The sequence below is a fragment of the Streptomyces coeruleoprunus genome, from assembly GCF_039542925.1.
GTDB lineage: Bacteria > Actinomycetota > Actinomycetes > Streptomycetales > Streptomycetaceae > Streptomyces > Streptomyces coeruleoprunus.
Window position 1 is genome coordinate 5,192,821 of record NZ_BAABIT010000001.1, and the last position, 25,744, is coordinate 5,218,564.

The window sequence follows — 25,744 nt, forward strand, 5'->3', positions numbered from 1 at the left end:
GGGGTGAGGAAGCCTCGGCGGGTGAGGCGTCCGAGGCCGCTGACCGGCGACGTTCGGCCTGTTGGCGCGTGCTGGGCCGTCAATGGAGACTGCACCGCATGGAGTTGATCGCGCAGGGCCGGGATGCTGATGTGTACGCCCTGGATGAGTCCAGGGTGCTGCGGCGATACCGGCACGGGGGGCCCACCGGTCTGGAGTCACGCTTGATGACGCACCTGGCGGCATGTGGGTATCCGGTGCCGCGGGTGTACGAGATCACCGACACCGACATGGTTCTCGAGCGGCTGGCCGGGCCGACGATGATGGATGTGCTGGCCCGGCGCCCGTGGCAGGTGACTTCTCTCGGGCGGGAGTTGGGCCGCCTGCACGACCGGTTGCACGCGCTGCCGGCACCGGGGTGGCTGCCCAAGCGGTTCAGCACGGCAGATGGTGACCGGGTGCTGCATCTGGACCTGCACCCGGGCAACGTCATTCTGACCGAGCGGGGCCCGGTAGTGATCGACTGGTGCAATGCGGGCGCTGGTGATCCAGCTGCCGATGTGGCGATGACCATGGTGACCGTGGGCAGCGCGGAGGTGCCGGGGCTCGCCGCCCGCCTCGGGCGGGGGCTGTTGCTGCGCGGCATGCGCGGCGGCTGCCGGACCGACCCGGCGGGACGGATGCAGGAGGCGGCCCAGGCGAAGCTGGACGACCCGAATCTCACGCCTGCGGAGGCGGCGTGGTTGCGGCGGCACGCCGGCGGCGGCAAAGGGCCCGGTGTGGGCCGGACGGATCGGTCGGGCTGCTGAACCGTGGCGGAGCGAGTGCGGGCACGCGACGCGGGATGGGGTGCCGCCGCCGGGGCGTCGCCGCGGTGGCGGCGGTGGAGCTCTCGCGCTCGACGACGCCGTGGCCGAAGTCCACGTCAGCCTGCCGTCCATGGGCGGAGTTTGTCGGGGTTGCGCACCGCCCAGATGTGCGTGATCCGGTCGTCCGCGACGTCGAACGCGTACACCGCGACGGTGACGCCCGCGTGCTCGATCACCAGACCCGCCCGGCCGTTGACCGGGCGCTCCAGGACCGTCAGGCTGCCGGACGCCCGGACGGCGAGATCGGTGAGGTAGCGTGCGATCCCTTCGCCGCCCTCGATCGGGTGGAGCGCGGCGGCGACCACGCCGCCGCCGTCGGCCGTCAACGTCGCGCCGGGGGCGAGGAGGCTGACGAGGGTGCTGATGTCCTGCGCGTCCCACGCCTGCTTGAAGTCCCTGACGAGACGCGCCTGGTGGGCTGCCGGGGCCTCGGGGGGCAGGGAGGCCCGGACGCGGCGCCGGGCGGAGGAGGCCAGTTCGCGGCATGCCGCCGGGGTGCGGCCGGTGATCCCGGCGATCTCGGCGAACGGGTAGCCGAAGACGTCGTGCAGGATGAGCGCGACGCGCTGGGCCGGGGTCATGGATTCGAGGACGACGAGGAACGCCATGCTCACCGATTCGTCGAGTGTGACCCGGTCGGCCGGGTCCCCGGAGTCGGCCGCGGCGGTGCTGGGGCGCCCGTTGATCAAGTCGGTCCGCCCGGGCAGCGGCTCGGGGATCCATTCGCCCACGTAACGCTCGCGCCGTACCCGCGCCGAGCCGAGGAGGTCCAGGCACACGCGGGTGGCGACGGTCGTCAGCCAGGCGCCGGGGGACTCGATGGCGTCCTGCTGCTGTGGGGACATGGTGTACCAGCGGGTGTAGGTCTCCTGGACCGCGTCCTCGGCCTCGGCCAGCGAGCCGAGGAGCCGGTAGGCGAGACCGATCAGCCGCCGCCGCTCGCTGATGATCGCGTCCAAACCCGCGTCGGACTCGTCGTGCCGTGACTTCGCGTGATCGGTCATGGTTCCGGTGGCTCCCTGATCTCGGATCGTCCCTCGCCGGTCCGACGAGACAGCAGGTCCGATTGTCAGGTCCAGTTCTGCGGGTCGGACGAGGCGGTGCGAAGAGTCGCGGAGTGAGCGCCACTGTGACGGTCGAGGACCTGGCCGCTGCCGTCGAGGAAGCGGTGAAGATCGGGTATTCCCCGCTCTTCACCAGCCGGCCATCCGCGCCTACACGCGCAGAGGACGCTGAGCGCTCCACGGCCGGAGGTGTGGCGGCTGCTGCGGGTCCCGGTGAGGTCCGGGCGGGCGGCGGGTGGCCCGGGCGCGGTTGTGCTACGGGATTTCTATTCATCCCAAAGGGTGTTGGGAATTCAGATTTTCGGCGGCGGCGCACAAGAATGACGAATCCCCCATGCCGTCGGAGGTGCCGTTGTCCCGCTCCGTCCCGTCCGCCTCGTCCACGTCGCACATGGCGCCGCTCGGGTACGCGCTCTTCGCCACCCGCTGGCTCCAGGCGCCGCTGTACTTCGGCCTCGTCGCCGCGCAGGGGGTCTACGTCTTCAAGTTCTTCAACGAGCTGTGGAAGCTCATCGAGCACGTGCTCGGCGGCCAGGCCGACGAGACGCACGTGATGCTCGCCGTCCTCAAGCTCGTCGACGTGGTGATGATCGCCAACTTGCTGATCATGGTCATCGTCGGCGGGTACGAGACGTTCGTGTCGCGGATCGGCCTGCAGGGCCACCGGGACCAGCCCGAGTGGCTGTCGCACGTCAACTCCAACGTGCTCAAGGTGAAACTGGCGACCGCCATCGTGGGGATCTCCTCGGTGCACCTGCTCCAGATGTTCGTCGACGTGCACCACACGCCCGAGCACGACCTGCTGTGGGGGACGCTCATCCACATGGCGTTCATCGCCTCGGCCGCGATCCTCGCCTACATGTCGGGGCCGATGGCCTCCCACGGGGCCAGGCCGCACGAGCACGGGCCGCACGTGCCGTACGAGCCGGGTGACCAGGACGGCGGCCGGGACGGGCGGCGCGGGCCGGCAACCCTCCCCGCGGTGGTCGTTCCGCGGCAGCCGGGGGGCGACCACGTCGCCGCGGGGGCCGAGGAACGGATCGCGGCCGCGGGATTCCCGGCGCGCAAGCGGCTGGAGACCTTCGACACCGGGCATCTCCGCGCCCCGGACCCGCTCGTCCTCGACCGCCTGGGCGGACTGGACTTCGTGGGGCGCCGGGAGAACGTGGTCTTCCTCGGCGGCCCCGGCACGGGCAAGACGCACCTGGCCGTCGCCCTCGGCGTCAGGGCCTGCGAGGCCGGCCGGCGCGTGCTGTTCGCCACCGCGCCGGAGTGGGGCGCCCGGCTGCGCCGCGCGAAGGCGGCGGACCGGCTGGCCGAGGAGCTGGCCGCGCTGGACGCGTACGCGCTGATCGTCGTCGACGAGCTGGGCTATGTGCCGTTCGACGCCGAGTCCGCCCAGCTGTTCTTCCAGCTGGTCTCGCACCGCTACGAGCGGGCCTCGCTGATCGTCACCAGCGACCGGCCCTTCGGGCGGTGGGCGGAGGTCTTCGGCGACGCCGGCGTCGCCACCGCGACCGTGGACCGCCTCGCACACCACGCCGAGGTCGTGACGCTGGAGGGCGGAAGCTACCGCACGCGCCGCCTGGAGGAGGCCGCGGTCGCGGGCTGGGCGGACGCCGCCGTGCGGTAGGTCCGGCGGGCGTCCAGGCGAAGGGGCCCCGGCCTGTGCGCGCGCACAGGCCGGGGCCCCTTCGCGGTGGCCGGACCGTCACTCGATGACCAGCTCGACGGCGATGTTGCCGCGCGTGGCCTTCGAGTACGGGCAGTACGCGTGGGTCTTCTCCAGCAGGTCGCGGCCCGCCTCGCCCTGGAGGTGCTCCGGCAGCTCGACGCGCATCACGACCGAGAGGCCGAAGCCGCCGTCGGCCGCATCCTTGCCGATGCTGACCTCGGCCGTGACCGAGGCGTCCTTGACGTCGATCTTCTCCTGGCGGCCTATCGCGCCCATGGCGCTGGCGAAGCACGCCGCGTAGCCGGCGGCGAACAGCTGCTCCGGGTTGGTGCCCTGGCCGTTGCCGCCGAGGGACTTCGGGAAGCCGAGCGGCAGGTCGATCTGGCCGTCGGAGCTGACGGCGCGGCCTTCGCGGCCGTTGGCGGTGGCGACAGCGGTGTACAGGGCGTCCATGGGGAATCCCGTCCTCTCGTTGGGGAGCGCGGAAGCGCGTCCCCATATTTGTAGCGCGCCATTGAGTTGTGCACAACTTAATTGGGTGAAGCAGTCGCGTTAGCCTGAACACATGGACACGACCGGCACCGTGCGGGACGAGGACTTCCTCCGTCTCGACCACCAGATCTGCTTCTCGCTGCACGCCGCGAGCCGTGCCTTCAACGGCGTCTACCGCGTCGTGCTCAAGGAGCTGGGGCTGACCTATCCCCAGTACCTGGTGATGCTGGTGCTGTGGGAGCACGGCGAGCTGCCCGTCAAACGGATCGGCGCGTACCTGCGCCTCGACTCCGGCACGCTGTCGCCGCTGCTCAAGCGGCTGGAGGCGGCCGGGTACGTGGAGCGGCGGCGCAGCCCGCAGGACGAGCGGTCGGTCACCGTGCGCGCCACCGGCGCGGGCGCCGCCCTGCGGGAGCGCGCACTCGGCGTGCCGCGGCGCATCACCGAGGTCACGGGACTGGGCCTGGACGAGATCCGCGACCTGCGCGCCAGGCTCGACGCCCTGACCAGCGCGCTGGACGCGCTCGACCTCGACGCACTGGAGGACGCCGAGGCCGTGGAGGCCACGACGTAGTTCCGCCGTGGCGGTCCGGCGCTCAGACGATGCCCCGGACGACCCCCAGCTCCAGCAGGTCCTGCGGCCGCAGGCGGAGCTGCTCGGCCGTGTGCGGGGCGTCCTCCGGCGGGCGCTTGAGTATGGCCGCCGCCAGCTCCGGGGCGATCACCGAGAAGTAGGCGTCCGGCGTGGTCCAGGTGTTGTCCGGGGCGGCCAGCGCCAGGGCGCCGCCCGAGCCGCCCTCGCCGATCAGCAGGGTCGTCACCGGCACCCGCGCCGCCGCGACGGCCGCGAACGTCTCGGCGATCGCCGCGCCCGCGCCCGTACGCTCCGCCTCCGCGTCGTTCGCGGCGCCCGGCGTGTCCACGAGCGTCAGCACCGGCAGCCCCAGCCGGTCCGCGAGCCGGATCACCCGCGCGGCCGTCCGGTACCCGGCCGGGAGCGTCGCCGTGCCGCACTGCGCCACGTACGCCACGCCGCGCCCCTCGCGGACGCCGACACCGCACAGCAGGCCCGGGTCCGTACCGCCGCAGCGGTCGCCGCCGAGGGGCAGCCGGTACGAGAAGTACGCGTCCAGGTACGCCTCGGCCCGTGGCCGCCGGGGATCGCGCGCCCGGCGCACCGCGTCCCAGCCGGTTCCCGGCAGGCCGCCCGTCCCCCCTGTGCCGCCGTCCGTCAGGGCGGCCGGCGGTGGCACCGGGCCGGGCGCCGGGCGGGCCAGTGCGGCGACCCAGCGCGCCAGCGTCCCGCGCAGCTCCCCGGCCGGGACGACCGCGTCGACGTGGCCCGCCGCCAGCTGGCCCTCCGCCGTGTACGCCGCCGGGTCCGCGTCCGGCGGCCGCACCCGCGACCCGGCGAAGCCGACCTGCGCCCCCGGCAGGGCCAGGATCACATCGGCGCCCGCGCCCACCGTGGCCCAGCCGCCGCCCGTCGACGGGTCGCGCAGCACCGCGACGTGCGGCACCCCCGCCTCCCGCAGCAGCACCGACTCCCGCGCGACGCGCTGGAGCTGACGCAGCGCCACCATGCCCTCCTGCATCCGGCTGCCGCCCGTCGCGACCAACGAGACCAGCGGGACGCGCCGCTCGCGCGCGAGGCGGTACGCGGCGGTGATCCGGTCCCCGGTGCGCCGGCCCAGCGAACCGCCCAGGAACCCGAACTCGAAGGCCAGCAGCGCGCAGCGGTGACCGGAGACGTCCGCCTCGCCGAACACCACCGACTCCTCCTCGCCGGTGCGCCCGGCCGCGCGGGCACGCGAGGCGTCGTACCCCTCCCAGCCCAGCGGGCCGTCCGGCGCGGCGGAGCCGCCGGGGAGCGGGGGCGGGCTGTGCTCGGTGAACGCGTCCGTGACCAGGCCGATCGCCTGGCGGGCCGTCGTCCTCGGGCCGTTGTTCGCGGAGTGGTCAGGCATGGAGGGCTCGCTTCATGACCTTCCCCAGGTCGTTGCGGGGCAGCGCGTCGAGGAGGCGGACCGTGCGGGGCCGCTTGTGCGGGGCCAGCTGCGCCGCCACGTGGTCCGCCAGCTCCCGCGCCGACGGCGGCGCCCCCGGATCCGCCGGCACCACCCACGCCACGATCCGTTCCCCCAGGTCCGGGTCCGGCTCACCGGTCACGGCGGCCTCCTTCACCGCCGGGTGCTCCAGCAGCGCGTTCTCGATCTCCCCGGCGCCGATCTTGTAGCCGCCGCTCTTGATGAGGTCGGTCGCCTTGCGCCCCACCAGCCGTACGGACCCGTCGGGGTCCCGTACCGCCATGTCGCCGGTGCGGAACCAGTCCCCGTCGAAGGCCGCGGCCGTGGCGTCGGGGCGGTTCAGATAACCCGTGAACAGGTTCGGGCCGCGCACCTGGATCTCGCCGACCGTCTCCCCGTCGTACGCCGTGATCGGCGTCCCGTCCTCCTCCACGAGCCGCAGGTCGACCCCGTGCAGCGGTACGCCGACCGAGCCCGCGCGGGCGCTCGCCGCCCCGCCGTCCACCCGGACACTGCACTGCATGAGCGTCTCCGTCATGCCGTACCGCTCGATCACCTGCCGGCCCGTCGCCGCGGCGATCCGCTCGTGGTCGTGCAGCGGCAGCGCCGCCGAGCCGGAGACCAGCAGCCGCGCCCCCGCCAGCGCCTTGGCCAGTCCGGTGTCGGTGTCCAGGGACTCGGCGATGCGGTGGTACATCGTCGGCACGCCGAACAGCATGGTCGCGCCGGACGTCAGCTCGCGGGCCACGCCCTCGGTGGTGAACCGGCCCAGGTGCCGCACCGAGCCGCCCCGGCGCAGCGGGCCGAGGACGCCGAGGACCAGCCCGTGGACGTGGAACAGGGGCAGGGCGTGCACCAGGACGTCCTCGGCGGTCCACGCCCAGGCGTCCGCGAGCGCGTCCAGGGTCGCGGCGACCGCCCGGCGCGGCAGGACGGCGCCCTTGGGCGGGCCGGTCGTCCCGGACGTGTAGACGATCAACGCGGGGCTCTCCGCGTCCGGTTCGGGCGGCAGTGGGCCCGGAGGCGTCGTGGTGTTCCGGTCGGCCTCCACCGGGATGTCGACGCGCGGCAATCCGGCCAGTACGGGCGGGAGTTCGGCCGACGGCGGGGCGAGCACCAGGGCGGGGGCGCTGTCGGTGACGATGTGCGTCAGCTCCCGCTCGCCGGTCTTCGGGTTGAGCGGTACGGCCGGCACCCCGGCGAGCAGCGCGGCGACCACCGCGACGGCGGTCTCCAACTCCGGCGCCGCCCACACGGCGACCCGGTCGGCGCCCGCGAGCCGGGGCGTCAACCGCAGTGCAGCGGCGCGCAGTTCGCCGTAGGTGAGGGCGCGGTCGCCGAACCGGACCGCGGGCCGCGGGTCGTCCGGTCCGGGGACCAGGGCCGGAAAGAGGGCACTCACGGGTCGTCCTCCTCGCATCGCTGCACGGGCTCGGCCTTCTTCGGCCTCGGGCCCCATGGTCGCAGCCGTCGCCCCGGCCCTCGCCCCCAGTCAAGGCTTTGGCGCAAGTGCGACGCGCGCCGGGCTGACCCGGACGGCGTACGGGCTGGTGGGGGAGCGGTCGACGGGAGCGGCCGACGTCCGGTCGACGGCCGCGGTTCAGTCGTCGCGGGGCGACTCCCAGGTCACCGTCGTCCCCCGGGAGCCGTCCTCGCGGAGGCCGTCGTCCGTGACCAGCAGCCGTACGCCCGGGCGGCCGTCGGCCAGGACGGCGGTGGCGTCCACGTGCACGCCCGTACGGGAGACGCCCGCCCGCGACGCTTCGCCGCGGCTCCGGACGGCGGCCAGGGCGTCGCGCAGGGCGGTCAGCAGCCGGTCCGCCACCGGTCCGGTGAGCAGCGCGTCGACCGCCCCGGTGAACCGTACGGAGGGCTGGAAGCCGAGGGCCGCCGCCGCGCCGCCCGTCTCGCGCAGGACCCGGCTCCGGAACGAGCGGGGCGCGGGGGCCGGCGGTTGCTGGAGCGCGAAGATCGCCGTCCGTACGTCCTGGACGGTGGCCTCCAGCTCGTCCACGGCCCGGCCCAGCGCCGTGTCGTCGGGCGAGCCCGGATCCGCCCGGCGGCGCGTCGACTCCAGCATCATCCCGGTGGCGAACAGCCGCTGCACGACCAGGTCGTGCAGGTCGCGGGCGATCCGGTCCCGGTCCTCGTACACGGCCAGCCGCTCCCGGGCGCGCTGCGCGTCGGCGAGGACCAGCGCCAGGGCGGCCTGTGAGGCGAACTGCGTCGCCAGCAGCCGGTCGAGCGCGGTGTACGGGCGGCCGCCGCGCCGGCGCGGCAGCGCGAGGGTGCCGATCAGCCGTCCCCGGCTGCGCAGGGGCAGCATCATCGACGGGCCGAACCGGGTCCGTACGTGCGTGGTCATCCGGGGGTCGGTCGCGGAGTCCTCGACGAACACCGGCTCCCCGCCGAGCAGGTCCACGAGCACGGGTGAGCCGGGCGCGATCGTCGTGCCGATCAGGTCGCCCGGGTCGCCGACCGTCGACGCGGCGACGATCTCCATGCCGCCCTCGTCGGTGGGCTGGAGGACGACGCCCGCCGACGCGTCGGCCAGCAGCCGCGCCCGCTCCGCGACGGTGGTCAGCGCGTCGGCGGCCGTCCCGCCGGTGAGCAGCGCCGTGGTCACGGCGGCCGCGCCCTCGATCCAGCGCTCGCGCTGCCGCGCGGCGGCGTACCGGCGGGCGTTGTCGACGGCGCTGCCCGCGCGTGCGGCGAGCGCGCGCAGGAGGGCCGCCTCGTGCGGGGTGCCGCGCGGGGTGACGCGGACGCGGGCGACGACCTGCCCGTCCACCACGATGGGGAGGCGGGCGCCCGGCGTGGTGTCGGTCTGCGGGCAGCTGTCGATGCGCGCGGGCGCGCCCGTCACGGCGGCGGCACACCTCGCCGTCTGCCGGAGCGTGGTGTCGGGGTCGAGGGCCGTACCGACCCGCAGGAGCGACTCCAGCAGTCGCGGGAGGCCGTCGGCTTCCGGGCTCCCGCCCGCTCGGGGGCCGACGGTCGCTTCGGGGCTCCCGCTCGTACCCACGCCGCGGCCGCCGTCCGCTGCCCTCCTTTGTGCGTGGCTCAGTCGGCGTCGGCCAGCGGGTCGAGCGTGAGCGGCTGGATCCGGCCCTCCAGCATCTCCCCGAGGCCGAGCACGGCGCAGACGTCCGGGCGCTCCGCGATCCGGACGGGCATGCCGGTCGCGTTGCGGAGCATCTGGTCGAGCCCGGGCAGCCGCGCGCTGCCGCCGACCATCGTGATGCCCCGGTCGACGAGGTCGGCGACCAGGTCGGGCGGGCAGTCGCGCAGCACCTTGCCGATGCCGTCGAGGACGGCGGTCAGCGGCGTGTGGATGGCCCGGCGCACGGCCGCGGTGTCCACCAGCACCGAGCGGGCCAGGCCCGTGGCCACGTCCCGGCCGTGGATCTCGGTGGAGGCCGGGCCGTGCGCGGTGAGGCCGTTGCCGTGCAGAGCCACCTGGAGGGGGCGTACGGACTGGCTCGGCAGCATCAGTTCATGCTGGTGGCGCAGGTACTGGATGACCGCGTGGTCGATGGCGTTGCCGCCGACCGGGATGCGCTCAGCCGTGACGATCGACCCGAGCGACAACACGGCGACCTGCGTGGTCGCCGCCCCGCACACCAGGATCATGGTCGCGGTGGGCTGCTCCACCGGCAGGCCGCAGCCGACGGCCGCCGCGATCAGGGTGTCCACCAGTTCGACGCGCCGGGCGCCGAGCCCGACCATCGTCTCGACGGTGGCGCGCTGCGCGAGCGGATCGCTGCCGTGCGGGGTGCACGCGGCCGCGCGCAGCATCGGCTTGCGGCGCAGCTGGCGGCGGAGCTTCTCGCCGAGGAGGCTGCGGAGCATGCGCTGTGCCATGTCGATGTCGACCACGCTGCCGCCGGAGACCGGGCGCACGACGCGGATGTAGTCGGGGGTGCGGCCCGTCATCTTCTCCGCGAACTCGCCGACCGCGATGAGCCCACCCGTGTGGATGTTGACGGCGGCGACGCTCGGCTCGTCGACGACGAGCCCGGCGCCCTTCACGAAGACGCGGGTCCTCGCGGCCCCGAGGTCGACGGCGACGTGGCAGCGGCGCAGCTGCTCAAGACTGACGGTCACGACGGATCCTCCCGAGAGCGGTATGTGTCTGCATCGTGCGGTCGTCGGGGGCGCCGCGCGCGCTGGGATGGGCCGTCGGGGGTACGGAGCTGACGGAGCGCCAGAAAACGGGGCCGGTCCGGTCACGTGCCGGGCCCCCGCGGCCCGCGCCACCCGGTCCGCCTGAGCCGCCTGTGCCACGGTGTGCCGCCCGGCCGCACGCCTCCTTGTCTCGGCGCGACGCCCCGCCGGAAGCGGAGGACGATGGGAGCAGGGGTGCAAGTGGAGAACCGGAGGTGCGGGAACGATGGGTACGTTCATGGATGTCCACCACGGATTCCAGGGCATCACCAACGAGCAGCTGCGGGAGGCCCACGAGAAGGACCTCGCCCATGAGAAGTCGGAGGGAGTCCACTTCGAGCGGGCCTGGGCCGACCCGGAGTCCGGCGTCGTCTACTGCCTGTCCACGGCCCCGTCGGCCGACGCCGTCCAGCGTGTCCACGAGAAGGCCGGCCACCGGGCCGACGAGGTCCACCCGGTACCGGTCACGGTGTGAGTCAGGGGCGCTGCGCCGGGTCGCCGGGCTGCTCCACCAGCCGCTGGAGCAGCCCCCAGGTGAACTCCGCGACGCAGCGCCTCCCGCCGGGCAGCGTGCAGGCCAGCCGTGAGCGGGTGGGCGCGCCGCCCTCCAGCGGGACCGCCGGCGGGAACGCGCGGGCGACCTCGTCGACCGTGCACGTCCAGGGGCGCAGATCGGCTGCCGTCCGCAACTGCGGGGCGGGCGCGCCGGGTGCCCTGACCAGCCACTCGTTCCAGACGGCCCCGCCGCCGGGCGCGGTCAGCACCTCGAAGCGCAGGTCCGGCCAGAGCGGGAGCGGCCACAGCAGTGCCTCGCACTCCACGTCGCCGATGGCGCGGCGGGTACGGGACTCGGGTTCGCCGAGGACCGAGCGGTAGCGGGCGGCGGCGCCCCGCGCGCGGGGCGAGCGGACCATGGCCTGCCAGCGGCGGTTCGCCTCCCGCATCTGCGCGGTGGACACGCCCAGCTCGCGCCGGGCGTCCTCCACGAGGCCGGGTTGGTGGTCGGCCATGCGGCGCAGCAGGACGAGCTGGAAGTCGAGCGGCCCGAAGGGACCCGAAGCGGCGGCTGCGGCGTTCATGCCGCCATCCTGCCGCGTGGCGCCGACCGTCGACGTGCCCGTTGGGGCGGGTTGACCCCGGTAGGGAGTGGGCTGGAATCTTCCGTCCGGTATGTCGAATCGCCACACCGGTCCGATGGGCTTTCCACACAGGATCCTCACAAGCTCTCCGGTCTGTGGGGTGCGTGGGGCGCTTAGTCTGCGGGCGCCATGGATTACTGCCACCAGTGTCAGAGGCACCTCAACGGGGCCCTGGCCTGCGCCGGCTGCGGCACTCCCGCGGAGGAGCTCCGGCGCGACGAAGCCCAGGTATCCGGGGCGGACCTCGTCATCGAACTGTCCCGTGACGAGGAGTTGCCGCCACCGGGGTCTCGTCGTGCCCAGCGCCAGCAGGAGCGCTCCTCGCGCCAGTCGCGGGCCGCGGGCGCCCCGGGCGCCGCGAGCGCCTCGCGTTCCTCGCGCCAGGCGAGTCGCGCGAGCGGTCGCCGGGCGCGCAGGCGCCGTGGCCGCAAGGTGCTGATCGGCGTGGTCGGCCTGGTGCTGGCCATGGGCGCCCTGAGTCTGGCCGAACTGGCCTTCGAGCACCCCTTCCGCAACGGTGCCGCCACGGCCGTGCGCGAGGACGAGGGCGCCGAGCCGGAGGAGCTGCCCGCGCCGTCGGGCAGCCCGGACCTCCTGCAGGACCCGGACCGCGTGGACGCCTCCGCGTCCGCTTCGGGGCCCTCCGTCGACCCGTCGGCCTCGGCCACCGGCGACGGAGGTGACGGCGGCCCCTCGGGCGAGCCCGGCGCGGGTGCCTCCGCGTCGGAGGGCGCACCGGCCGCCGGGCCCTCCGCGTCGGCCGAGGAGCCGGGCGACGACGGCGATCCCGGCGGGGGCGACGGCGAGGAGAAGCCCGGCGAGACCCCGGGCCCGACGCCGTCCGCGACGGCCGCGCCCTCGGGCCCCGGGGCCGACCCGGACCCGGATCCGGTGCCCAGCCCCTCCTCCACGCCCGCCCCGACGCCGACGCAGACCTGCACCACCTGGCTGTGGTGGTGCTTCTGAGCCGCTGAGCGGCCCATGCGCGCGGCGGCCCGTCCAGCAGGGTCGCCGACCGGTTTCCCTACGCCCCCGGCTCGCCCAGCATGCGGCGCAGCAGGTCGCGCAGGAGGGTGCGCTCGGCGACGGACAGACCGGCCAGCGGTTCCCGGGCGAAGTCCAGGGCGTCCCGCAGTCGTCCCGCGGTGGCGCGGCCCTCGTCCGTCGGCGCGGCCAGTTTCACCCGGCGGTCCGACGGGTCCGGCCGCCGCTCCACCAGTCCGCGTGCCTCCAGCCGGTCCACGATGCCCGTCACGTTCGACGGCTCGCAGCGCAGGGTGCGGGCGATGCGGCGCATCGGCATGGGCTCCAGGGCGAGCACGTTCAGCACGCGTGCCTGGGCGCCCGTGAGCGAGTGCTGGGCCGCAGCATGCTCGTACTCCTCGTGGTAGCGGGCCACGACTGTGCCGATCAGTTCCACGACTTCGAGGGTGAGCGGGTCTGCGCTTCTGCTGGACATGTTCCCCAGGATACCCGTTTACTTGACAACCTGAAATATCTAGGCGCATGGTTGTTTCAGTTGATGAAACATCTTGAGGAGGCACGCAGCATGTCCGCTCTTCCCGCCACCAGCCGTGAATGGCACCTCGTCGCCCGCCCGCAGGGCTGGCCCAGGCCCGAGGACTTCGCGCTGCGCGAGGCGCCGGTCACGGAGCCGGGCGAGGGCCGCATCCTCGTCCGCAACCTGCACTTCTCCGTCGACCCGTACATGCGCGGCCGGATGAACGACGTGAAGTCGTACGTGGCGCCGTTCCAGCTGGACCAGCCGATGGACGGCGGCGCGGTCGGCGAGGTCATCGCCTCGGGCGCCGAGGGCTTCGAGGTCGGCGACCACGTGCTGCACGGCCTGGGCTGGCGGGAGTACGCCGAGGTGGAGGCCCGGCACGCCACCAAGGTCGACGGTTCCCTGGCCCCCCTCTCCGCATACCTGGGCGTGCTCGGCATGACGGGCCTGACGGCCTACGCGGGCCTCTTCGAGACGGCCTCCTTCAAGGAGGGCGACGTGGTGTTCGTCTCCGGCGCCGCCGGTGCCGTCGGCAGCCAGGTCGGCCAGCTCGCCAAGCTGCGCGGCGCCTCGCGCGTGATCGGCTCGGCCGGCTCGGACGAGAAGGTCAAGCTGCTGGTGGAGGAGTACGGCTTCGACGCCGCCTTCAACTACAAGAACGGTCCGGTCGCCGAGCAGCTCAAGGCGGCCGCCCCCGACGGCATCGACGTGTACTTCGACAACGTGGGCGGCGACCACCTGGAGGCCGCGATATCCCGGATGAACGTGCACGGCCGGATCACCGTCTGCGGCATGATCGCCGGTTACAACGACACCGAGCCGGCCCCCGGCCCGCGCAACATGATGATGATCATCGGCAAGCGGCTGCGGATCCAGGGCATGATGGTCCGCGACCACGCCGCCCTCCAGCAGCAGTTCGTCAAGGACGTCGCCGGCTGGCTGGCCTCCGGCGAGCTCAAGTACGACGAGACCGTCGTCGAGGGCGTGGAGAACGGCGTCGAGGCGTTCCTCGGCATGCTGCGCGGCGAGAACACCGGAAAGATGATCGTCTCGCTCACCCGCTAGGCTCCCTCCAGGCCGTCGCGATCGTGGGCGCGAGTCGCGGCGCATCACAGGAGGAACCTCTACATGTCCATATCGCAGTCCGACGTCCTGTACACCGCCGTCGCCACCGCCGAGAACGGGCGGGACGGCCGGGTCGCCACGGACGACGGGGCGCTCGACGTGGTCGTCAACCCGCCCAAGGCGATGGGCGGCTCCGGTGCGGGCACCAACCCGGAGCAGCTCTTCGCCGCCGGTTACAGCGCCTGCTTCCAGGGCGCCCTCGGCGTGGTCGCCCGCCAGGAGAAGGCCGACATCTCCGGCTCGAAGGTCACCGCCGAGGTCGGCATCGGCAAGAACGACGACGGCTTCGGGATCATCGTGAAGATCTCCGCGACGATCCCGAACGTGGACGCCGCCACCGCCAAGGACCTGCTTGAGAAGGCCCACCAGGTCTGCCCGTACTCCAAGGCGACCCGCGGCAACATCACGGTCGAACTGGCGGTCTGACCGCCCCGGCACCACCCGGCAGGGGCCGCACCCGCGACGCGGGCGCGGCCCCTCGCCCCTGACGCCCCAGGGCCCCGGCCCCCGGTCCAGAGCCTGCCTCCCCGGTCCGGGGCCGCGGCCCCCGGTCCAGGGCCGTCGGCTCCCCGGCCCTGCGCCGCCGCCCGCGGCCCAGGGGTCCCGGCCCGGGCTCGCGCCCCGGCCGGCGCGCGCTCGCGCCCCTGGCCCCAGCGGCTCATGGCGCCCTGGGCCCGGTCGGCCCGGCGCCCCTTGTTCCAGCGGCCTCCTGTCCCTCGCCCCGGAGGCCTCGGTCAGGCCTGGCGGGCTCGTGCCCCTGGCTCCGGTGGCCTCGGTCAGGCCTGGCGGCCTCGTGCGCCTGCCTCGGCGGCCTCGTCCAGGTCCGGTGGGCTTGCGTTCCTGGCTCGGCGGCCACGGTCAGGTCTGGCGGGCTCGTGCCCTGGCTCCGGTGGCCTCGGTCAGGCCTGGCGGCCTCGTGCGCCTGCCTCGGCGGCCTCGTCCAGGTCCGGTGGGCTTGCGTTCCTGGCTCGGCGGCCACGGTCAGGTCTGGCGGGCTCGTGCCCTGGCTCGGCGGCCACGGTCAGGTCTGGCGGGCTCGTGCCCCTGGCTCCGGTGGCCTCGGTCAGGCCTGGCGGCCTCGTGCGCCTGCCTCGGCGGCCTCGTCCAGGTCCGGTGGGCTTGCGTTCCTGGCTCGGCGGCCACGCTCAGGTCTGGCGGGCTCGTGCCCTGGCTCCGGCGGCCACGGTCAGGTCCGGTGGGCTTGCGCCCTGGCTCGGCGGCCGTCCAAGCATGGTGGGCTCGCGCCCTGACCCGGCGGCCGTCCAAGCCGCCGGAGGGCTCCTGCCCCCGGTTCCGGCGGTCTCGTTCGGGTCCGGTGGCCTCGTGCCCCCTGGGGCCCGCTGTCGCGGAACTCCTCGAACACCTCCTCGTACGCGCCGCGACAGACCCTCGCGCGGTTCGATGGGCCGGGCGGCCGCCTGCTTTCCCCTCCGTGCGACGACGAGGCATGAGACCAGCCGGACGCCCCCGATAGGGTGAGCCCCATGCGTGATCTTGGCAGGGGCTTCGGCTATCTCATGAAAGGCCAGCGGTGGGTCGGCCGGCACGGCCGCTGGTTCGGGTTCGGGCTGCTGCCCGGCCTCGTCACCCTCGTCCTGTACGCGGGTGCCCTCGTCGGCCTCGCCTACGGTGCCGACGACCTGACCGCGTGGGCGACGCCCTTCGCGGACGACTGGGCGTCGCCCTGGCAGGGACTGTTCCGAGGTTTCCTGACCGCGCTGGTCTACGCCCTCGGGCTGTTCCTCGCGGTGATCACCTTCACCGCGGCCACGCTGCTCATCGGCCAGCCCTTCTACGAGTCGCTCTCCGAGGAGGTCGAGCGCTCCGAGGGCGGCTCCGTGCCCAGCTCCGGGCTGTCGATCTGGCGCGAGCTGTGGATCTCCGGCCGCGACAGCCTGCGCATCCTGCTCCGCGTGGTCCTCTACGGCATCCTGCTCTTCGCGCTCGGCTTCATCCCCGTGGTCGGGCAGACGGTGGTACCCGTGCTCGGCTTCTGTGTCTCCGGGTTCTTCCTCGCGGAGGAGCTGACGTCCGTGGCGTTCCAGCGGCGCCGCATCGCGCTGAAGGAGCGCCTCGCGCTGCTGCGGGGGCGCCGCATGCTGACGCTCGGCTTCGGCGTGCCGCTCACGCTGGTGTTCCTGGTGCCGTTCGTCGCCGTGTTCCTGATGCCGGGCGCCGTGGCGGGCGCGACGCTGATGGCCCGCGAACTGGCCCCGGTGCCGGACGCCGACCCCGTCCCGGAGCAGGAGCCCGACGCGTCCCCGGCCGGCACGCCCCACCTCCGCAAGGACCAGCCGACCCACTAGGTGCTCCTGGCCGACGACCCGGGGATCACGCACGTCGCCGACGCGCTCGCCGAGACCGGTGATACGGATGGCGCACGGCGACCGGCCGACGCCAGCCGATCCCCGAGCCCGCCGCGGCCCCGACGCCCGCTGCGTTCTGCACGCCACCATCGCAGGGGGAAGGGCCGGCCGGCAGGACAACGCCCCTGGCCGACAGCACGGAGGCGGGAAGCGCCCATCGCCCCTCATCCGAATGGCAGGCCCCGGTCGCCGCGGCGAAAGCCGTCGCTTAGCGTCCGAAGCGGATCACCACCGGGCTGACCTGGACGAGGCACGCAATGGGAGGAACTCCAATGCCGCATGGATGGGCGCTCACGACCGGCCTGATCACGGCTGGGCTTCTCATGCCGGTGCTTCCCGGGACCGCGGCGGGTGCGGTCCAGCCGTCGTGCTTCGGGCTGCCGGCCACCATCGTGGTGACGGCACCCGGTGAGGTGACCAACGGGACCGCGGGAGACGACGTCATCGTAGGGTCCTCGGGCCCGGACGAGATCAACGGCCGCGGCGGTAACGACCGTATCTGCGGCCTCGACGGCGATGACACGCTGACGGGCGGTACCGGGAACGACCGGGTGGACGGTGGCGAGGGAACGGACGTCGTGGTGGGCGACCGTTACGCGGTCGACGGCAACGTCATGGGACCGGGCGGGAACGATCTGCTCCTCGGCGGCCCCGGCGACCTCGAATTCGTCGTCGGCGACAACTACACCCTCCGGGGGGACGCCAGTGGCAACGGCGGAAACGACACCCTCGACGGAGGCCCCGGATTCCGTGACCGCGTCACCGGGGACAACCGTTCCGAGAGCCGGGCGGGCCTGGCGAGCGGCAACGGCGGCGACGACCGCGTCGTCGACAGCGCCGGTGACTTCGAGGTGCTGACGGGCGACAACGTCAGCTTCAGCAATCGCCCGGTCACCGGCAACGGTGGCGCGGACGTCCTGCGCAACCTCGACGGCGGCAGCCTGATCCTGCACGGCGACAGCCGGAACATCGGGGATGTGAGGGGCAGGGCCGGCGACGACCGGATCTACGGTGGACCGGGCGCGGACCGGCTCGTCGTCGGTGACTTCATCAGCAACAGGGTCGCCGCGAGCGTGCCCGGCACGGGCAACGACAGGGTGGTGACCGGCGCCGGTGACGACGGTGTCCTGCTCGGCGGCATCTTCGGCGACAACGCCGTCGAGAGCCGGGTGGGCACGACAAGCGGCGGCGGGAACGACAGGATCGCCGCCGGGGCGGGCGACGAGACCATCAACGCCGGCCCCGGAAATGACGCCATGGACGGCGGCGCGGACACCGACGTGTGCAATGGCGACGTCGGTACCGACACAGCTGCCAACTGCGAGACGGTCACCGGCGTACCGTAGGGCCCGGCCCCGGCCATCCGGGTTACCCGTGGCTCCCCGCGGGGAAGTGGAGCCGGCCGATCTCCGCGCGGACCACTCCCGGTTCCGTCGCGTCCGCCTCGGCCAGCAGCCCCCCGTCCGGGCCCCAGACCGCGCTGCGCCCGCAGCCCGTCCAGGGGCCCGCGGCGCCCACGTGGTTGGCGAGCACCACGTACAGGCCGTTGCGGCGGGCGATGGCCGGGTACGTGGCGGCCCGCTCCTCGACCCCGCCGCCGGTCCCGTACAGCGAACTCGCCAGGTACACCGTGCAGCCGTCCGCCGCCGCCCGCTCGCCCAGCTCCGGGAAGTGGTTGTCGAAGCAGATGGCCAGCGCGAAGGTCCGTCCGTCCAGCGTGAACCGCCCGTCGGCGACGCCGGCCGCGAAGACCTCGCCCTCGGCCTCGTACAGGTGCTGCTTGTCGTAGCGCGTGAGGGTCTCGCCGTCCGGTCCGATCACGAGCGAGGCGATCGCGGGCCGCCCGCCCTGCCGCACTCCGCCGCCATGCGCCTCCGTGACGACGGCCGGCGCGTTGACGACGGCCGCCGTGCCGGACGCCCGGCAGGCCTCCCGTACGGGGTCGAGCCGCGGATCGTCGTCCGTGACCCACAGCCGCGGGTCACAGGCGATCAGGTCCAGCTCGTAACCGGTCAGGGCCAGTTCCGGGAAGACGAGCAACCGCGCCCCGCACGCGCGTGTCAGCGCGCTCATGGTGCGGACATTGGTCGCGATCCCGCCGGGGGCGGAGGTGAACTGGGCCGCTGCGACGATCATGAGCGGATTATCCCTTGTCATGCTCGCGCGGCCACACCGAGCATGGGGGGATGACCGAAGTGATCGCCGTTGCCGTCATCACCGTCCTGGCCGTCATCAGCCCGGGCGCCGACTTCGCCATGACCGTCCGCAACAGCTACCTCTACGGCAGGCTGACGGGGCTCCTGGCCGCCACCGGCGTCGCGGCCGGCGTCCTCGTCCACGTCACGTACACGATGCTCGGCGTCGGCCTGCTGATCGCCGCCAACACGGCACTGTTCACGGCGATCAAGCTGGCGGGCGCGGCGTACCTCGTCTACATCGGGCTGCGCACCTTCTTCGCCCGCGCCGACCTCACCGTGGACCTGAAGGCGGGCCAGGGGCTGTCGCCGTGGGGCGCGCTGCGCACCGGGTTCCTCACCAACGTCCTCAACCCGAAGACCACGCTCTTCGTCGTGTCGACGTTCACACAGGTCGTGGGCCCGGACACCGCGCTATGGCAGCAGGCGGGCTACGGACTGTTCATGTCCTTCGCCCACCTGGCCTGGTTCGGACTCGTGGCGCTGTTCTTCTCGCACGAACGGCTGCGCACGGCGATGCTGCGCGCCCAGAAGGTCCTCAACCGCGTCATCGGCGGCACGCTGGTCGGGCTCGGTGTCGGCCTCGGCGTCAGCTCCGCCTGACCGGCCACGCCACCGGGGCGTGGCCGGTCGGCGGCCGGCCGGGGCCCGGGCGCCGAGGCACCCGCGGCGGTCAGCGGGCGGCCGCCGCCACCGCGATGATCGCCCGCACCTGCGCCGTGATCGCCGCCCGGTTGCGCAGGAACTCCGGATCCGTCACCGCCTCCGTGTTGCCCTGCCCGAACCGCAGCACGGGCGTGTGCACATGCCCGCCCGGCAGCCGGTCCAGACCCAGCCGGTCCCGCAGCAGCGTGGCCCGGTAGGCGATCTCGTTCGACAGGTAGTCGCCGCCACCGCCCGCGCGCGCCGCCGAACCGGCCGTCGGCCCGTCGGCGCGGACCACCGGGGCGGTCCCGCCCGCCGGGACCTCGGTCACCTGCGTGTTGTCGTACACCGGGAAGTCCCCGGTGTACGCCGCGACGATCTCCCGGTACGGCAGGCTGGTCGCTGTCCACTGCGGCTGCGCGGCCGGGTCGTCGACCGGCACGAGCCCCGTGCGCGACACGTTCTCGTTGTCGGGGAACCCGCCCCGCCAGGCCCCGTTGAACCGCTCGATGTCGAAGCGGCCGACCCGGCCCTGGCTCACGGTGGTGAAGAGGTCCACGCGCGGCAGCTGCGCGCGCAGCGTCCGCTCCACCGCGCCGTCCGCGAAGTCCCGCCAGCGCACCGGGAAGACGACGACCTCGACCCGGGCCCACGAGCCGTCCGCGGTCCGCAGGAACGTCCCGTCGAGGGCCAGCGCGGCCGCGCCCGAAGGGTTGCTGATCCGGATGTCACGGTCCAGCGTGAACGGGTCGAACCCGGTCATCATCACGCGCTTGACGCCCCGCCCCGCCGGGAACCGGACCGACTCCTGGCCGCGCGACGCCGACTCCAGCCGGTCCAGCAGCCGGGCCCGCGCCTCGTCCGTCAGGCCGAATCCGGGCTGCCACGCCCGCAGTTCGCGGGTCATGCCGAGCCGCGCCCAGTACAGCGGCCGGTCGTCGTCCCGTGCCAGGTCGCCGCCCGCCGGGCCGCGCCCCTGCGCCCGGTCCACGGCCCGCCGCCACAGCCCCGACGCGTGCCGTACGACGGTCCGTTCGGCCTCCCCGTAGGAACCGGCCCCGTCGAGGGCGTCCGCGAACCGCGGCGCCACCGTGTCGAATCCGCTGCGCCGCAGGATCTCCTGGGGCACCGCCCGGTCGAGCCGTGCCTCCTCGGCGGCCGGCCCCGGCGGGAGGGCGGCGGGTGCCTCCGCCGCTCGGGAGGAGGGTCCTGACGCCGTGGGCGTGGCCCACGCGGGTGCCGCCGCGGTGGTGAGGGCGAGTGCCGAGACGGCCAGTACGGCGCCGAGCGTGGTGCGTATCCGTGACACGGGAGTCCTTCCGTCGGTCGGTTGCGGGGGCAGTATCCGCCCGCACCGGCAACTCCCGCCACAGCGCCGCTACTTCGCCTCCGCCGCCCCCAACAGTCCCAGGAAGTCCCGGAACGCCGACGGCATGTCCACCGCCTCCGGGTCCAGCAGCCACTGGTACTGCAGCCCGTCCAGCACCGCCGTCAGCAGCGGCGCGGCCCGCTCCGGCGTGAGGCCGCCGGGCAGCCGCTCCCCGAACTCGGCCCGCAGCAGCCCCGCCAGGTCCTCCCGCACCTGCGTGTAGCGGTGCGTGAAGAACTCCCGCGCCGGGTGGTCCTCCGTCACGCTCTCACCGAGCAGCGCCGAGAACGCCTGCACGATGCCCGGCCGCATCGCGTTGTACTCGACGAGCGTGGCCAGCAGGTCGAGCCGCCAGGCCGCGCGCCCCGTCGCGCCCGTGCCCCCGGTGTCCCACTGGTCGCGCTCCTCCAGCACGGCGACGAGCAGCGCCTCCTTGCTGGGGAAGTGGTGCAGCAGCCCCTGCTGGGTGAGCCCGGCCCGCTCGGCGACCGCCGCCAGGGACGCGCCCCGGTAGCCGCGCTCGGCGATCACCTCGAAGGCCGCCCGCAGGATGTCCGCACGCCGCGCCTCGCTCCTGGCCCTCGCAGCCGCCATCGCGCACGTCCCTCCGTAGCCGTCCGTCGGACAGAACAGGACGGTACGTCATCCCCGCCCATCGCCCATCACGAAAAGATAACAAGACCTACTGTTCAACAGGTAACGAGTCCACCATGGACGCCACCCGAGGAGGGACCGAGGACAGGAGGGACGCCCATGGCAGCCGAAGAGGCGGTCGAGGCCGCGCTCGCCGCGCTCGACCTGGACACGAAGGCACGGCTCCTCGCAGGTCAGGACATGTGGACCCTCCCGGCGGCGCCCGAGGCCGGCCTGGCCTCCCTCGTCATGTCCGACGGGCCGGTCGGCGTGCGCGGGGTGCGCTGGACCGCCGACGACCCGTCGGTCGCCCTGCCGTCCCCCACCGCGCTCGCCGCCACCTGGGACCCGGACCTCGCCCGCCGGGCCGGCCGCCTGCTCGCCCAGGAGGCCCGCCGCAAGGGCGTCCACGTCCTGCTCGCCCCGACGGTCAACCTGCACCGCTCACCGCTGGGCGGCCGCCACTTCGAGGCGTACAGCGAGGACCCGTACCTCACCGGCGAGATCGGCACCGGCTACGTGCGCGGCGTCCAGGACGGCGGAGTCGCCGCCACCGTCAAGCACTTCGTCGCCAACGACGCCGAGACCGACCGCTTCACCGTCGACAACGTCGTCGCGCCCCGGCCGCTGCGCGAGCTGTACCTCGCGCCGTTCGAGACGATCGTCGCGCAGGCCCGCCCCTGGGGGATGATGGCCGCGTACAACCAGGTCAACGGCGTGACGATGACCGAGCACGGGCGGCTCCAGAACGATGTGCTGCGCGGCGAGTGGGGTTTCGACGGGTTCACGGTGTCCGACTGGTTCGCCGCCCGCTCCACGGCCGGCGCCCTCACCGGCGGCCTCGACGTCGCCATGCCGGGTCCGCACAGCGTGTACGGGGAGGCCCTGGCCGCCGCCGTGCGGGCCGGCGAGGTCGACGAGGCGCTGGTCGACCGGGCCGTACGCAATGTGCTGCGGCTCGCCGCCCGCGTCGGCGCCCTGGCCGGCGCCGAGCCCGCCGTCACGGAGCCGCCCGGCCCCGTCGACGGGGAGGCCCTGGCCCGCGAGATCGCCCGCCGCTCCTTCGTCCTCCTCCGCAACGAGGACGCCACCCTGCCCCTCGACCCGGCCCGCACACGGCGGATCGCGCTGATCGGCGCCGCCGCCCGCGACGCCCGCGTCCTGGGCGGCGGCTCGGCGCACGTCTTCCCCGCCCGTACGGTCTCCCCGCTCGACGGCCTCGCCGCCGCCGTGCCCGACGGCACCACGCTCGGCTACGCCGTCGGCGCCGACCCCGCCGACGAACTCGCCCCGGCAGGCGCCGGGTTCGCGCTGCGCGCCGTCTGCCGCGACGCCGCCGGCACCGTCCTCGCCGACACCCCGCTGCCCACCGGCCAGATCCAGTGGCTCGGCACCGACCTGCCCCCGGGCGTCACGCACGAGACGCTGCAGAGCGTCGAGATCACCGGCACCTTCACCCCCCGCGAGAGCGGCGCCCACGCCTTCGGCACCCGCGGCGTCGGCGCCTTCGGGCTCACCGTCGCGGGCCGGAGCCTGTACGACGGCGTGCAGGAGATGGGCCAGGAGACCGACCCGTTCGAGGCGTTCCTCGGCGCCCCGGCCGAGCGCGGCACGGTCACCCTCACCGAGGGCGAACCCGTCGCCGTCTCCCTCGTCCACACCGTGGACCGGGAACGGCCGACCCCGCTCCCCGCCGTGGTCCTCGCCCTCGTCCACCGCGCCCCGCGCCGCGACCCCGACGAGCTGATCGCCGAGGCCGTGGCCGCCGCCCGCGCCGCCGACACCGCGATCGTCGTGGTCGCCACGACCGAACGCGTCGAGTCCGAGGGCTTCGACCGCGCGGACCTGCGCCTCCCCGGCCGGCAGGACGACCTCGTGCGCGCCGTCGCCGCCGCCAACCCGCGCACCGTCGTGGTGGTCAACGCCGGAGCCCCCGTGGAGATGCCGTGGCGCGACGACGTCGCGGCCGTCCTGCTGACCTGGTTCCCCGGCCAGGAGGGCGGCGCCGCCCTCGCCGACGTCCTGCTGGGCACCGAGGAGCCCGGCGGGCGGCTGCCCACGACCTGGCCCGCCGCCCTCGCCGACGCCCCCGTCACCGAGGTCGACCCCACCGACGGCGAACTCCACTACACCGAGGGCCTGTTCATCGGCTACCGGGCCTGGGACCGGTCCGGCGCCGTCCCCGCGTACCCCTTCGGCCACGGCCTCGGCTACACCACCTGGGAGTACGAGTCCCTGGAGGTCACCCCCACCACGGCCCGCGTCCAGGTCCGCAACACCGGCTCCCGCCCGGGCCGCGAGGTCGTCCAGCTCTACGTCGCGCCCAGGGCCGACCTGGTGGAGCGCCCCGAACGCTGGCTGATCGGCTTCGCGACCGTCGAGGCGCGGCCCGGCGCGACCGCCGAGGCGGAGATCCGGCTGGCGCCCCGCCTCTTCGACGTCTGGGACGAGAAGGCGGAGGCGTGGACGGCGGTGCCCGGCGTGTACGACATCCACGTCGGCCGCTCTCTCACCGACCCGCGCCTGCGCGTCACGCTGGAGCTGGACTGAGCCCGGAGCCGGGCTAGGCGCCTTGCTCCTGCGGGCGCACCCCGAAGCCGTACCGGGTGTGCGAGCGGTACACCTCACCCGGACGGAGCACCGTGCTCGGGAAGTCCGGACGGTTGGGCGAGTCCGGGAAGTGCTGGGTCTCCAGGGCGACCCCGTCGAGATGGTCCGGCGCGTACACCTGGAGGCCCGGCTCGGTCGTCCACACCGTCACCAGACGCCCCGTCACCGGCGAGTACAGCTCGGCGGCCGGCTCGTCCGCGGGCCGCCCGGCGTCCAGCACGAAATTGTCGTCGATGCCCGTGCCCACCGCCCGCGGCGTGCGGAAGTCCAGCCGCGTGCCCTCCACCGGGGCGATCCCCCCGGTCGGCAGCCCCGTGGTGTCCAGCGGCGTCACGTGCCCGGCCGCGACCCACATCTCGTGGGCGCCGCCGAGGTTCCAGTACGTGTGGTTGGTCAGGCTGACCACCGTCGCCGCGTCCGTGACCGCCTCGTACGCCAGGCACAGCGCGCCCCGCTCGTCGAGCGTGTACGTCGCGGACACCTCCAGGCGCCCGGGGAAGCCCTCCTCGCCGTCCGGGCTCACCCGCGACAGCCGCACCCCGCCCTCGGTCTCGCGGGCCTCCCACACGTGCTTGTCGAAGCCGCGCTCACCGCCGTGCAGACTGTGCGGCCCGCCGTTGCGCGCCAGCCGGTACGTCCGCCCGTCCAGGGCGAACAGCCCGTCCCCGATCCGGTTGGCGTACCGGCCCACCAGAGCACCGAAGTACGGCTCCGGGTGCGCCTCGTACCCCTCCAGCGCGTCGAACCCCAGCACGACGTCCGCGACGGCACCGTCCCGGTCCGGGGTCTCCACGGACTGCACGATGCCGCCGTACGTCAGGACCCGCACCCGTATGCCGGCCCGCTCCAGGGTCCACCGCCGCACCGCCGTACCGCCGGCGCTCCGGCCCCACTCCTCAACGTTCGTGATCACGAGCGTCGAGCCTACGCGGGCGGGCGCGCCGCCGTGACCGTGCGGTAGGCGATCTCCGCCAGCCGCTCCTGCCCGTCGCGGCTCGGGTGGAACACGTCCCACGGGCTCAACTGCGCGCCGGTGAAGGCGAAGTCGAAGACCGCGCCGCCGTCGTACCGGCAGCGCTCGTCACGGGCGCAGACGTCCCTGAGCACCGCGTTGTACGCGAGCACCCGCTCGTGCACCGCGGCCCGGCGCTGCTCGGCGGCGGCGCTCAGATCGTCGGTGCCCGCCAGCATCGACGCGCAGATCCCCAGCTTCCACACCTGCCGGCCCAACGGATGGTCACGTCCCGTCGCCCACAGCCGTTTGAGGTCCGGCACGCTCGCCACGTACACCTGCGTGGTGGGCGCGGCCTTGCGCAGCCGCCCCATCGCCTCCTCGAACGACGCCCGGAACTCCGCCACGGGCGTCATCAGCTCCGCGCTGTCCCGGCAGGCGTCGTTGGCGCCCACCATGACCGTCACCAGGCCCGGCCGGTGCGCGGCCGCCTGCGCCATCTGCCCCGGCAGCTCCGCCATCCGCGCCCCCGACCGGGCGAGGTTCCAGCTGCGCGTCGCCAGCGCGGGCGCGCCGAGCAACCGCAGCGCCAGGCTGTTCACCCGGGTGTCCGAACCGGTCGCCCACGACACCTCCGGGCAGTCCTCCAGCACCCCGCACGCGTCGAAGCCGCGGGTGATGGAGTCGCCCACCGCGGCCACCGAGGCCGGCCTGGTGTTCCACACGGGCGTCGGCGAAGGGCTCGGCCGTGCGGAGGAACGCCGCTCACCCGCGCCACCGGCACCGCCCTGCTCGGCGACACACCCGGACAGCGCCGCCCCGCCGACCAGCGCGGCGGCCGCCGCCATGGCCACGCCGAACCGCAACCGCACCGCGCGCACCCCCGTGCTCCCTGTTCCCGTTCCGTCGGCGTCCTGGCGAGTGAAAGCTTCG

Annotated in this window: 24 protein-coding genes; 11 read left to right on the top strand and 13 right to left on the bottom strand. The window is 74.2% G+C overall.

The window, feature by feature from the left end; genetic code table 11:
• The first annotated feature begins 98 nt into the window (after positions 1-98).
• Complete coding sequence (locus tag ABEB09_RS23180) at positions 99-788, top strand: phosphotransferase (RefSeq protein ID WP_345691829.1); 690 nt, start codon at positions 99-101, stop codon at positions 786-788.
• A 116-nt stretch (positions 789-904) separates the two neighbouring features.
• Here ABEB09_RS23180 and sigJ read toward each other — a convergent pair whose 3' ends face one another.
• Positions 905-1,852: an RNA polymerase sigma factor SigJ gene (gene sigJ / locus ABEB09_RS23185; protein WP_345691830.1), complete on the bottom strand. Its 948-nt coding sequence runs from the start codon at positions 1,850-1,852 to the stop codon at positions 905-907.
• Between the two features lie 394 nt (positions 1,853-2,246).
• On the opposite strand from sigJ, the gene istB reads away from it, so the two are divergent.
• Complete coding sequence (gene istB, locus ABEB09_RS23190) at positions 2,247-3,545, top strand: IS21-like element helper ATPase IstB (protein WP_345691831.1); 1,299 nt, start codon at positions 2,247-2,249, stop codon at positions 3,543-3,545.
• A 78-nt stretch (positions 3,546-3,623) separates the two neighbouring features.
• On the opposite strand, the gene ABEB09_RS23195 is transcribed toward istB, so the two are convergent.
• Positions 3,624-4,040, bottom strand: coding sequence for an organic hydroperoxide resistance protein (locus ABEB09_RS23195; protein WP_345691832.1), 417 nt, complete (start codon positions 4,038-4,040; stop codon positions 3,624-3,626).
• 112 nt (positions 4,041-4,152) lie between these two features.
• Here ABEB09_RS23195 and ABEB09_RS23200 point away from each other — a divergent pair, with 112 nt between their 5' ends.
• The gene (locus ABEB09_RS23200) at positions 4,153-4,653 is read left to right on the top strand and encodes a MarR family winged helix-turn-helix transcriptional regulator (RefSeq protein ID WP_345691833.1); all 501 of its coding nucleotides are present in this window, start codon (positions 4,153-4,155) and stop codon (positions 4,651-4,653) included.
• Positions 4,654-4,675: 22 nt separating this feature from the next.
• On the opposite strand, the gene ABEB09_RS23205 is transcribed toward ABEB09_RS23200, so the two are convergent.
• From ABEB09_RS23205 to ABEB09_RS23220, 4 genes are all read right to left on the bottom strand, one after another.
• The gene (locus tag ABEB09_RS23205) at positions 4,676-6,046 is read right to left on the bottom strand and encodes a carboxyl transferase domain-containing protein (RefSeq protein WP_345691834.1); all 1,371 of its coding nucleotides are present in this window, start codon (positions 6,044-6,046) and stop codon (positions 4,676-4,678) included.
• Complete coding sequence (locus ABEB09_RS23210) at positions 6,039-7,508, bottom strand: acyl-CoA synthetase (protein ID WP_345691835.1); 1,470 nt, start codon at positions 7,506-7,508, stop codon at positions 6,039-6,041. The genes ABEB09_RS23205 and ABEB09_RS23210 overlap by 8 nt, the downstream gene beginning before the upstream one ends.
• A 198-nt stretch (positions 7,509-7,706) precedes the next feature.
• Positions 7,707-9,053, bottom strand: a complete 1,347-nt coding sequence (locus tag ABEB09_RS23215) for a GAF domain-containing sensor histidine kinase (protein WP_345694055.1) — start codon at positions 9,051-9,053, stop codon at positions 7,707-7,709.
• Positions 9,054-9,169: 116 nt separating this feature from the next.
• Entirely contained in the window at positions 9,170-10,213 is a 1,044-nt protein-coding gene (locus ABEB09_RS23220; RefSeq protein ID WP_345691836.1) for a rod shape-determining protein, read from the bottom strand.
• Positions 10,214-10,499: 286 nt separating this feature from the next.
• Between ABEB09_RS23220 and ABEB09_RS23225 the strand changes: the two genes are divergently transcribed.
• Positions 10,500-10,748, top strand: coding sequence for an SCO4226 family nickel-binding protein (locus tag ABEB09_RS23225; protein WP_345691837.1), 249 nt, complete (start codon positions 10,500-10,502; stop codon positions 10,746-10,748).
• A 1-nt stretch (position 10,749) separates the two neighbouring features.
• Here the strand turns inward: ABEB09_RS23225 and ABEB09_RS23230 are convergent, their stop codons facing one another.
• Positions 10,750-11,352 carry a hypothetical protein gene (locus tag ABEB09_RS23230; protein WP_345691838.1) on the bottom strand — a complete coding sequence of 201 codons (603 nt, stop codon included), beginning with the start codon at positions 11,350-11,352 and terminating at the stop codon, positions 10,750-10,752.
• Between the two features lie 189 nt (positions 11,353-11,541).
• On the opposite strand from ABEB09_RS23230, the gene ABEB09_RS35015 reads away from it, so the two are divergent.
• A complete protein-coding gene (locus tag ABEB09_RS35015; RefSeq protein ID WP_417789135.1) occupies positions 11,542-12,378 on the top strand; it encodes an SCO2400 family protein in 837 nt (278 codons plus the stop codon).
• A gap of 58 nt (positions 12,379-12,436) precedes the next feature.
• On the opposite strand, the gene ABEB09_RS23240 is transcribed toward ABEB09_RS35015, so the two are convergent.
• Positions 12,437-12,871: a MarR family winged helix-turn-helix transcriptional regulator gene (locus ABEB09_RS23240; RefSeq protein WP_345691840.1), complete on the bottom strand. Its 435-nt coding sequence runs from the start codon at positions 12,869-12,871 to the stop codon at positions 12,437-12,439.
• Positions 12,872-12,961: 90 nt separating this feature from the next.
• Between ABEB09_RS23240 and ABEB09_RS23245 the strand changes: the two genes are divergently transcribed.
• The 4 genes from ABEB09_RS23245 to ABEB09_RS23260 all read left to right on the top strand — a co-directional run bounded on the left by ABEB09_RS23245 (position 12,962) and on the right by ABEB09_RS23260 (position 17,753).
• A complete protein-coding gene (locus ABEB09_RS23245; RefSeq protein ID WP_345691841.1) occupies positions 12,962-13,981 on the top strand; it encodes an NADP-dependent oxidoreductase in 1,020 nt (339 codons plus the stop codon).
• Positions 13,982-14,044: 63 nt separating this feature from the next.
• Positions 14,045-14,467 carry an organic hydroperoxide resistance protein gene (locus tag ABEB09_RS23250; protein ID WP_345691842.1) on the top strand — a complete coding sequence of 141 codons (423 nt, stop codon included), beginning with the start codon at positions 14,045-14,047 and terminating at the stop codon, positions 14,465-14,467.
• A 1,058-nt stretch (positions 14,468-15,525) separates the two neighbouring features.
• Positions 15,526-16,347: an EI24 domain-containing protein gene (locus tag ABEB09_RS23255; RefSeq protein WP_345691843.1), complete on the top strand. Its 822-nt coding sequence runs from the start codon at positions 15,526-15,528 to the stop codon at positions 16,345-16,347.
• A gap of 332 nt (positions 16,348-16,679) precedes the next feature.
• Positions 16,680-17,753 carry a calcium-binding protein gene (locus tag ABEB09_RS23260; RefSeq protein ID WP_345691844.1) on the top strand — a complete coding sequence of 358 codons (1,074 nt, stop codon included), beginning with the start codon at positions 16,680-16,682 and terminating at the stop codon, positions 17,751-17,753.
• Positions 17,754-17,775: 22 nt separating this feature from the next.
• Here ABEB09_RS23260 and ABEB09_RS23265 read toward each other — a convergent pair whose 3' ends face one another.
• Complete coding sequence (locus ABEB09_RS23265) at positions 17,776-18,543, bottom strand: carbon-nitrogen hydrolase family protein (RefSeq protein WP_345691845.1); 768 nt, start codon at positions 18,541-18,543, stop codon at positions 17,776-17,778.
• Positions 18,544-18,593: 50 nt separating this feature from the next.
• Between ABEB09_RS23265 and ABEB09_RS23270 the strand changes: the two genes are divergently transcribed.
• Positions 18,594-19,205 (top strand): LysE family transporter, encoded by a 612-nt coding sequence (locus tag ABEB09_RS23270; RefSeq protein WP_345691846.1) that lies wholly within the window; start codon positions 18,594-18,596, stop codon positions 19,203-19,205.
• A gap of 70 nt (positions 19,206-19,275) precedes the next feature.
• On the opposite strand, the gene ABEB09_RS23275 is transcribed toward ABEB09_RS23270, so the two are convergent.
• Both ABEB09_RS23275 and ABEB09_RS23280 read right to left on the bottom strand, forming a co-directional pair.
• Positions 19,276-20,556, bottom strand: a complete 1,281-nt coding sequence (locus ABEB09_RS23275) for a pyroglutamyl peptidase (protein ID WP_345691847.1) — start codon at positions 20,554-20,556, stop codon at positions 19,276-19,278.
• A 69-nt stretch (positions 20,557-20,625) separates the two neighbouring features.
• Positions 20,626-21,210 (bottom strand): TetR family transcriptional regulator, encoded by a 585-nt coding sequence (locus tag ABEB09_RS23280; protein ID WP_345691848.1) that lies wholly within the window; start codon positions 21,208-21,210, stop codon positions 20,626-20,628.
• A 159-nt stretch (positions 21,211-21,369) separates the two neighbouring features.
• On the opposite strand from ABEB09_RS23280, the gene ABEB09_RS23285 reads away from it, so the two are divergent.
• On the top strand, positions 21,370-23,799 hold the full coding sequence (locus tag ABEB09_RS23285) for a beta-glucosidase family protein (protein ID WP_345691849.1): 2,430 nt from the start codon (positions 21,370-21,372) through the stop codon (positions 23,797-23,799).
• A 13-nt stretch (positions 23,800-23,812) separates the two neighbouring features.
• Here the strand turns inward: ABEB09_RS23285 and ABEB09_RS23290 are convergent, their stop codons facing one another.
• On the bottom strand, positions 23,813-24,772 hold the full coding sequence (locus ABEB09_RS23290) for an aldose epimerase family protein (protein ID WP_380840795.1): 960 nt from the start codon (positions 24,770-24,772) through the stop codon (positions 23,813-23,815).
• An 11-nt stretch (positions 24,773-24,783) separates the two neighbouring features.
• Complete coding sequence (locus tag ABEB09_RS23295; RefSeq protein WP_345694057.1) at positions 24,784-25,659, bottom strand: SGNH/GDSL hydrolase family protein; 876 nt, start codon at positions 25,657-25,659, stop codon at positions 24,784-24,786.
• Positions 25,660-25,744 lie beyond the last annotated feature (85 nt).

Coding starts and splice junctions, on each gene's coding strand:
- ABEB09_RS23240 (WP_345691840.1), bottom strand. CDS start 12,871: ATGTCCAGCAGAAGCGCAGACCCGCTCACCCTCGAAGTCGTGGAACTG.
- ABEB09_RS23270 (WP_345691846.1), top strand. CDS start 18,594: ATGACCGAAGTGATCGCCGTTGCCGTCATCACCGTCCTGGCCGTCATC.
- ABEB09_RS23280 (WP_345691848.1), bottom strand. CDS start 21,210: ATGGCGGCTGCGAGGGCCAGGAGCGAGGCGCGGCGTGCGGACATCCTG.
- sigJ (WP_345691830.1), bottom strand. CDS start 1,852: ATGACCGATCACGCGAAGTCACGGCACGACGAGTCCGACGCGGGTTTG.
- istB (WP_345691831.1), top strand. CDS start 2,247: ATGCCGTCGGAGGTGCCGTTGTCCCGCTCCGTCCCGTCCGCCTCGTCC.
- ABEB09_RS23285 (WP_345691849.1), top strand. CDS start 21,370: ATGGCAGCCGAAGAGGCGGTCGAGGCCGCGCTCGCCGCGCTCGACCTG.
- ABEB09_RS23180 (WP_345691829.1), top strand. CDS start 99: ATGGAGTTGATCGCGCAGGGCCGGGATGCTGATGTGTACGCCCTGGAT.
- ABEB09_RS23195 (WP_345691832.1), bottom strand. CDS start 4,040: ATGGACGCCCTGTACACCGCTGTCGCCACCGCCAACGGCCGCGAAGGC.
- ABEB09_RS23200 (WP_345691833.1), top strand. CDS start 4,153: ATGGACACGACCGGCACCGTGCGGGACGAGGACTTCCTCCGTCTCGAC.
- ABEB09_RS23225 (WP_345691837.1), top strand. CDS start 10,500: ATGGGTACGTTCATGGATGTCCACCACGGATTCCAGGGCATCACCAAC.
- ABEB09_RS23255 (WP_345691843.1), top strand. CDS start 15,526: ATGCGTGATCTTGGCAGGGGCTTCGGCTATCTCATGAAAGGCCAGCGG.
- ABEB09_RS23265 (WP_345691845.1), bottom strand. CDS start 18,543: ATGATCGTCGCAGCGGCCCAGTTCACCTCCGCCCCCGGCGGGATCGCG.
- ABEB09_RS23230 (WP_345691838.1), bottom strand. CDS start 11,352: ATGAACGCCGCAGCCGCCGCTTCGGGTCCCTTCGGGCCGCTCGACTTC.
- ABEB09_RS23260 (WP_345691844.1), top strand. CDS start 16,680: ATGCCGCATGGATGGGCGCTCACGACCGGCCTGATCACGGCTGGGCTT.
- ABEB09_RS23205 (WP_345691834.1), bottom strand. CDS start 6,046: ATGCCTGACCACTCCGCGAACAACGGCCCGAGGACGACGGCCCGCCAG.
- ABEB09_RS23245 (WP_345691841.1), top strand. CDS start 12,962: ATGTCCGCTCTTCCCGCCACCAGCCGTGAATGGCACCTCGTCGCCCGC.
- ABEB09_RS23295 (WP_345694057.1), bottom strand. CDS start 25,659: ATGGCGGCGGCCGCCGCGCTGGTCGGCGGGGCGGCGCTGTCCGGGTGT.
- ABEB09_RS35015 (WP_417789135.1), top strand. CDS start 11,542: ATGGATTACTGCCACCAGTGTCAGAGGCACCTCAACGGGGCCCTGGCC.
- ABEB09_RS23250 (WP_345691842.1), top strand. CDS start 14,045: ATGTCCATATCGCAGTCCGACGTCCTGTACACCGCCGTCGCCACCGCC.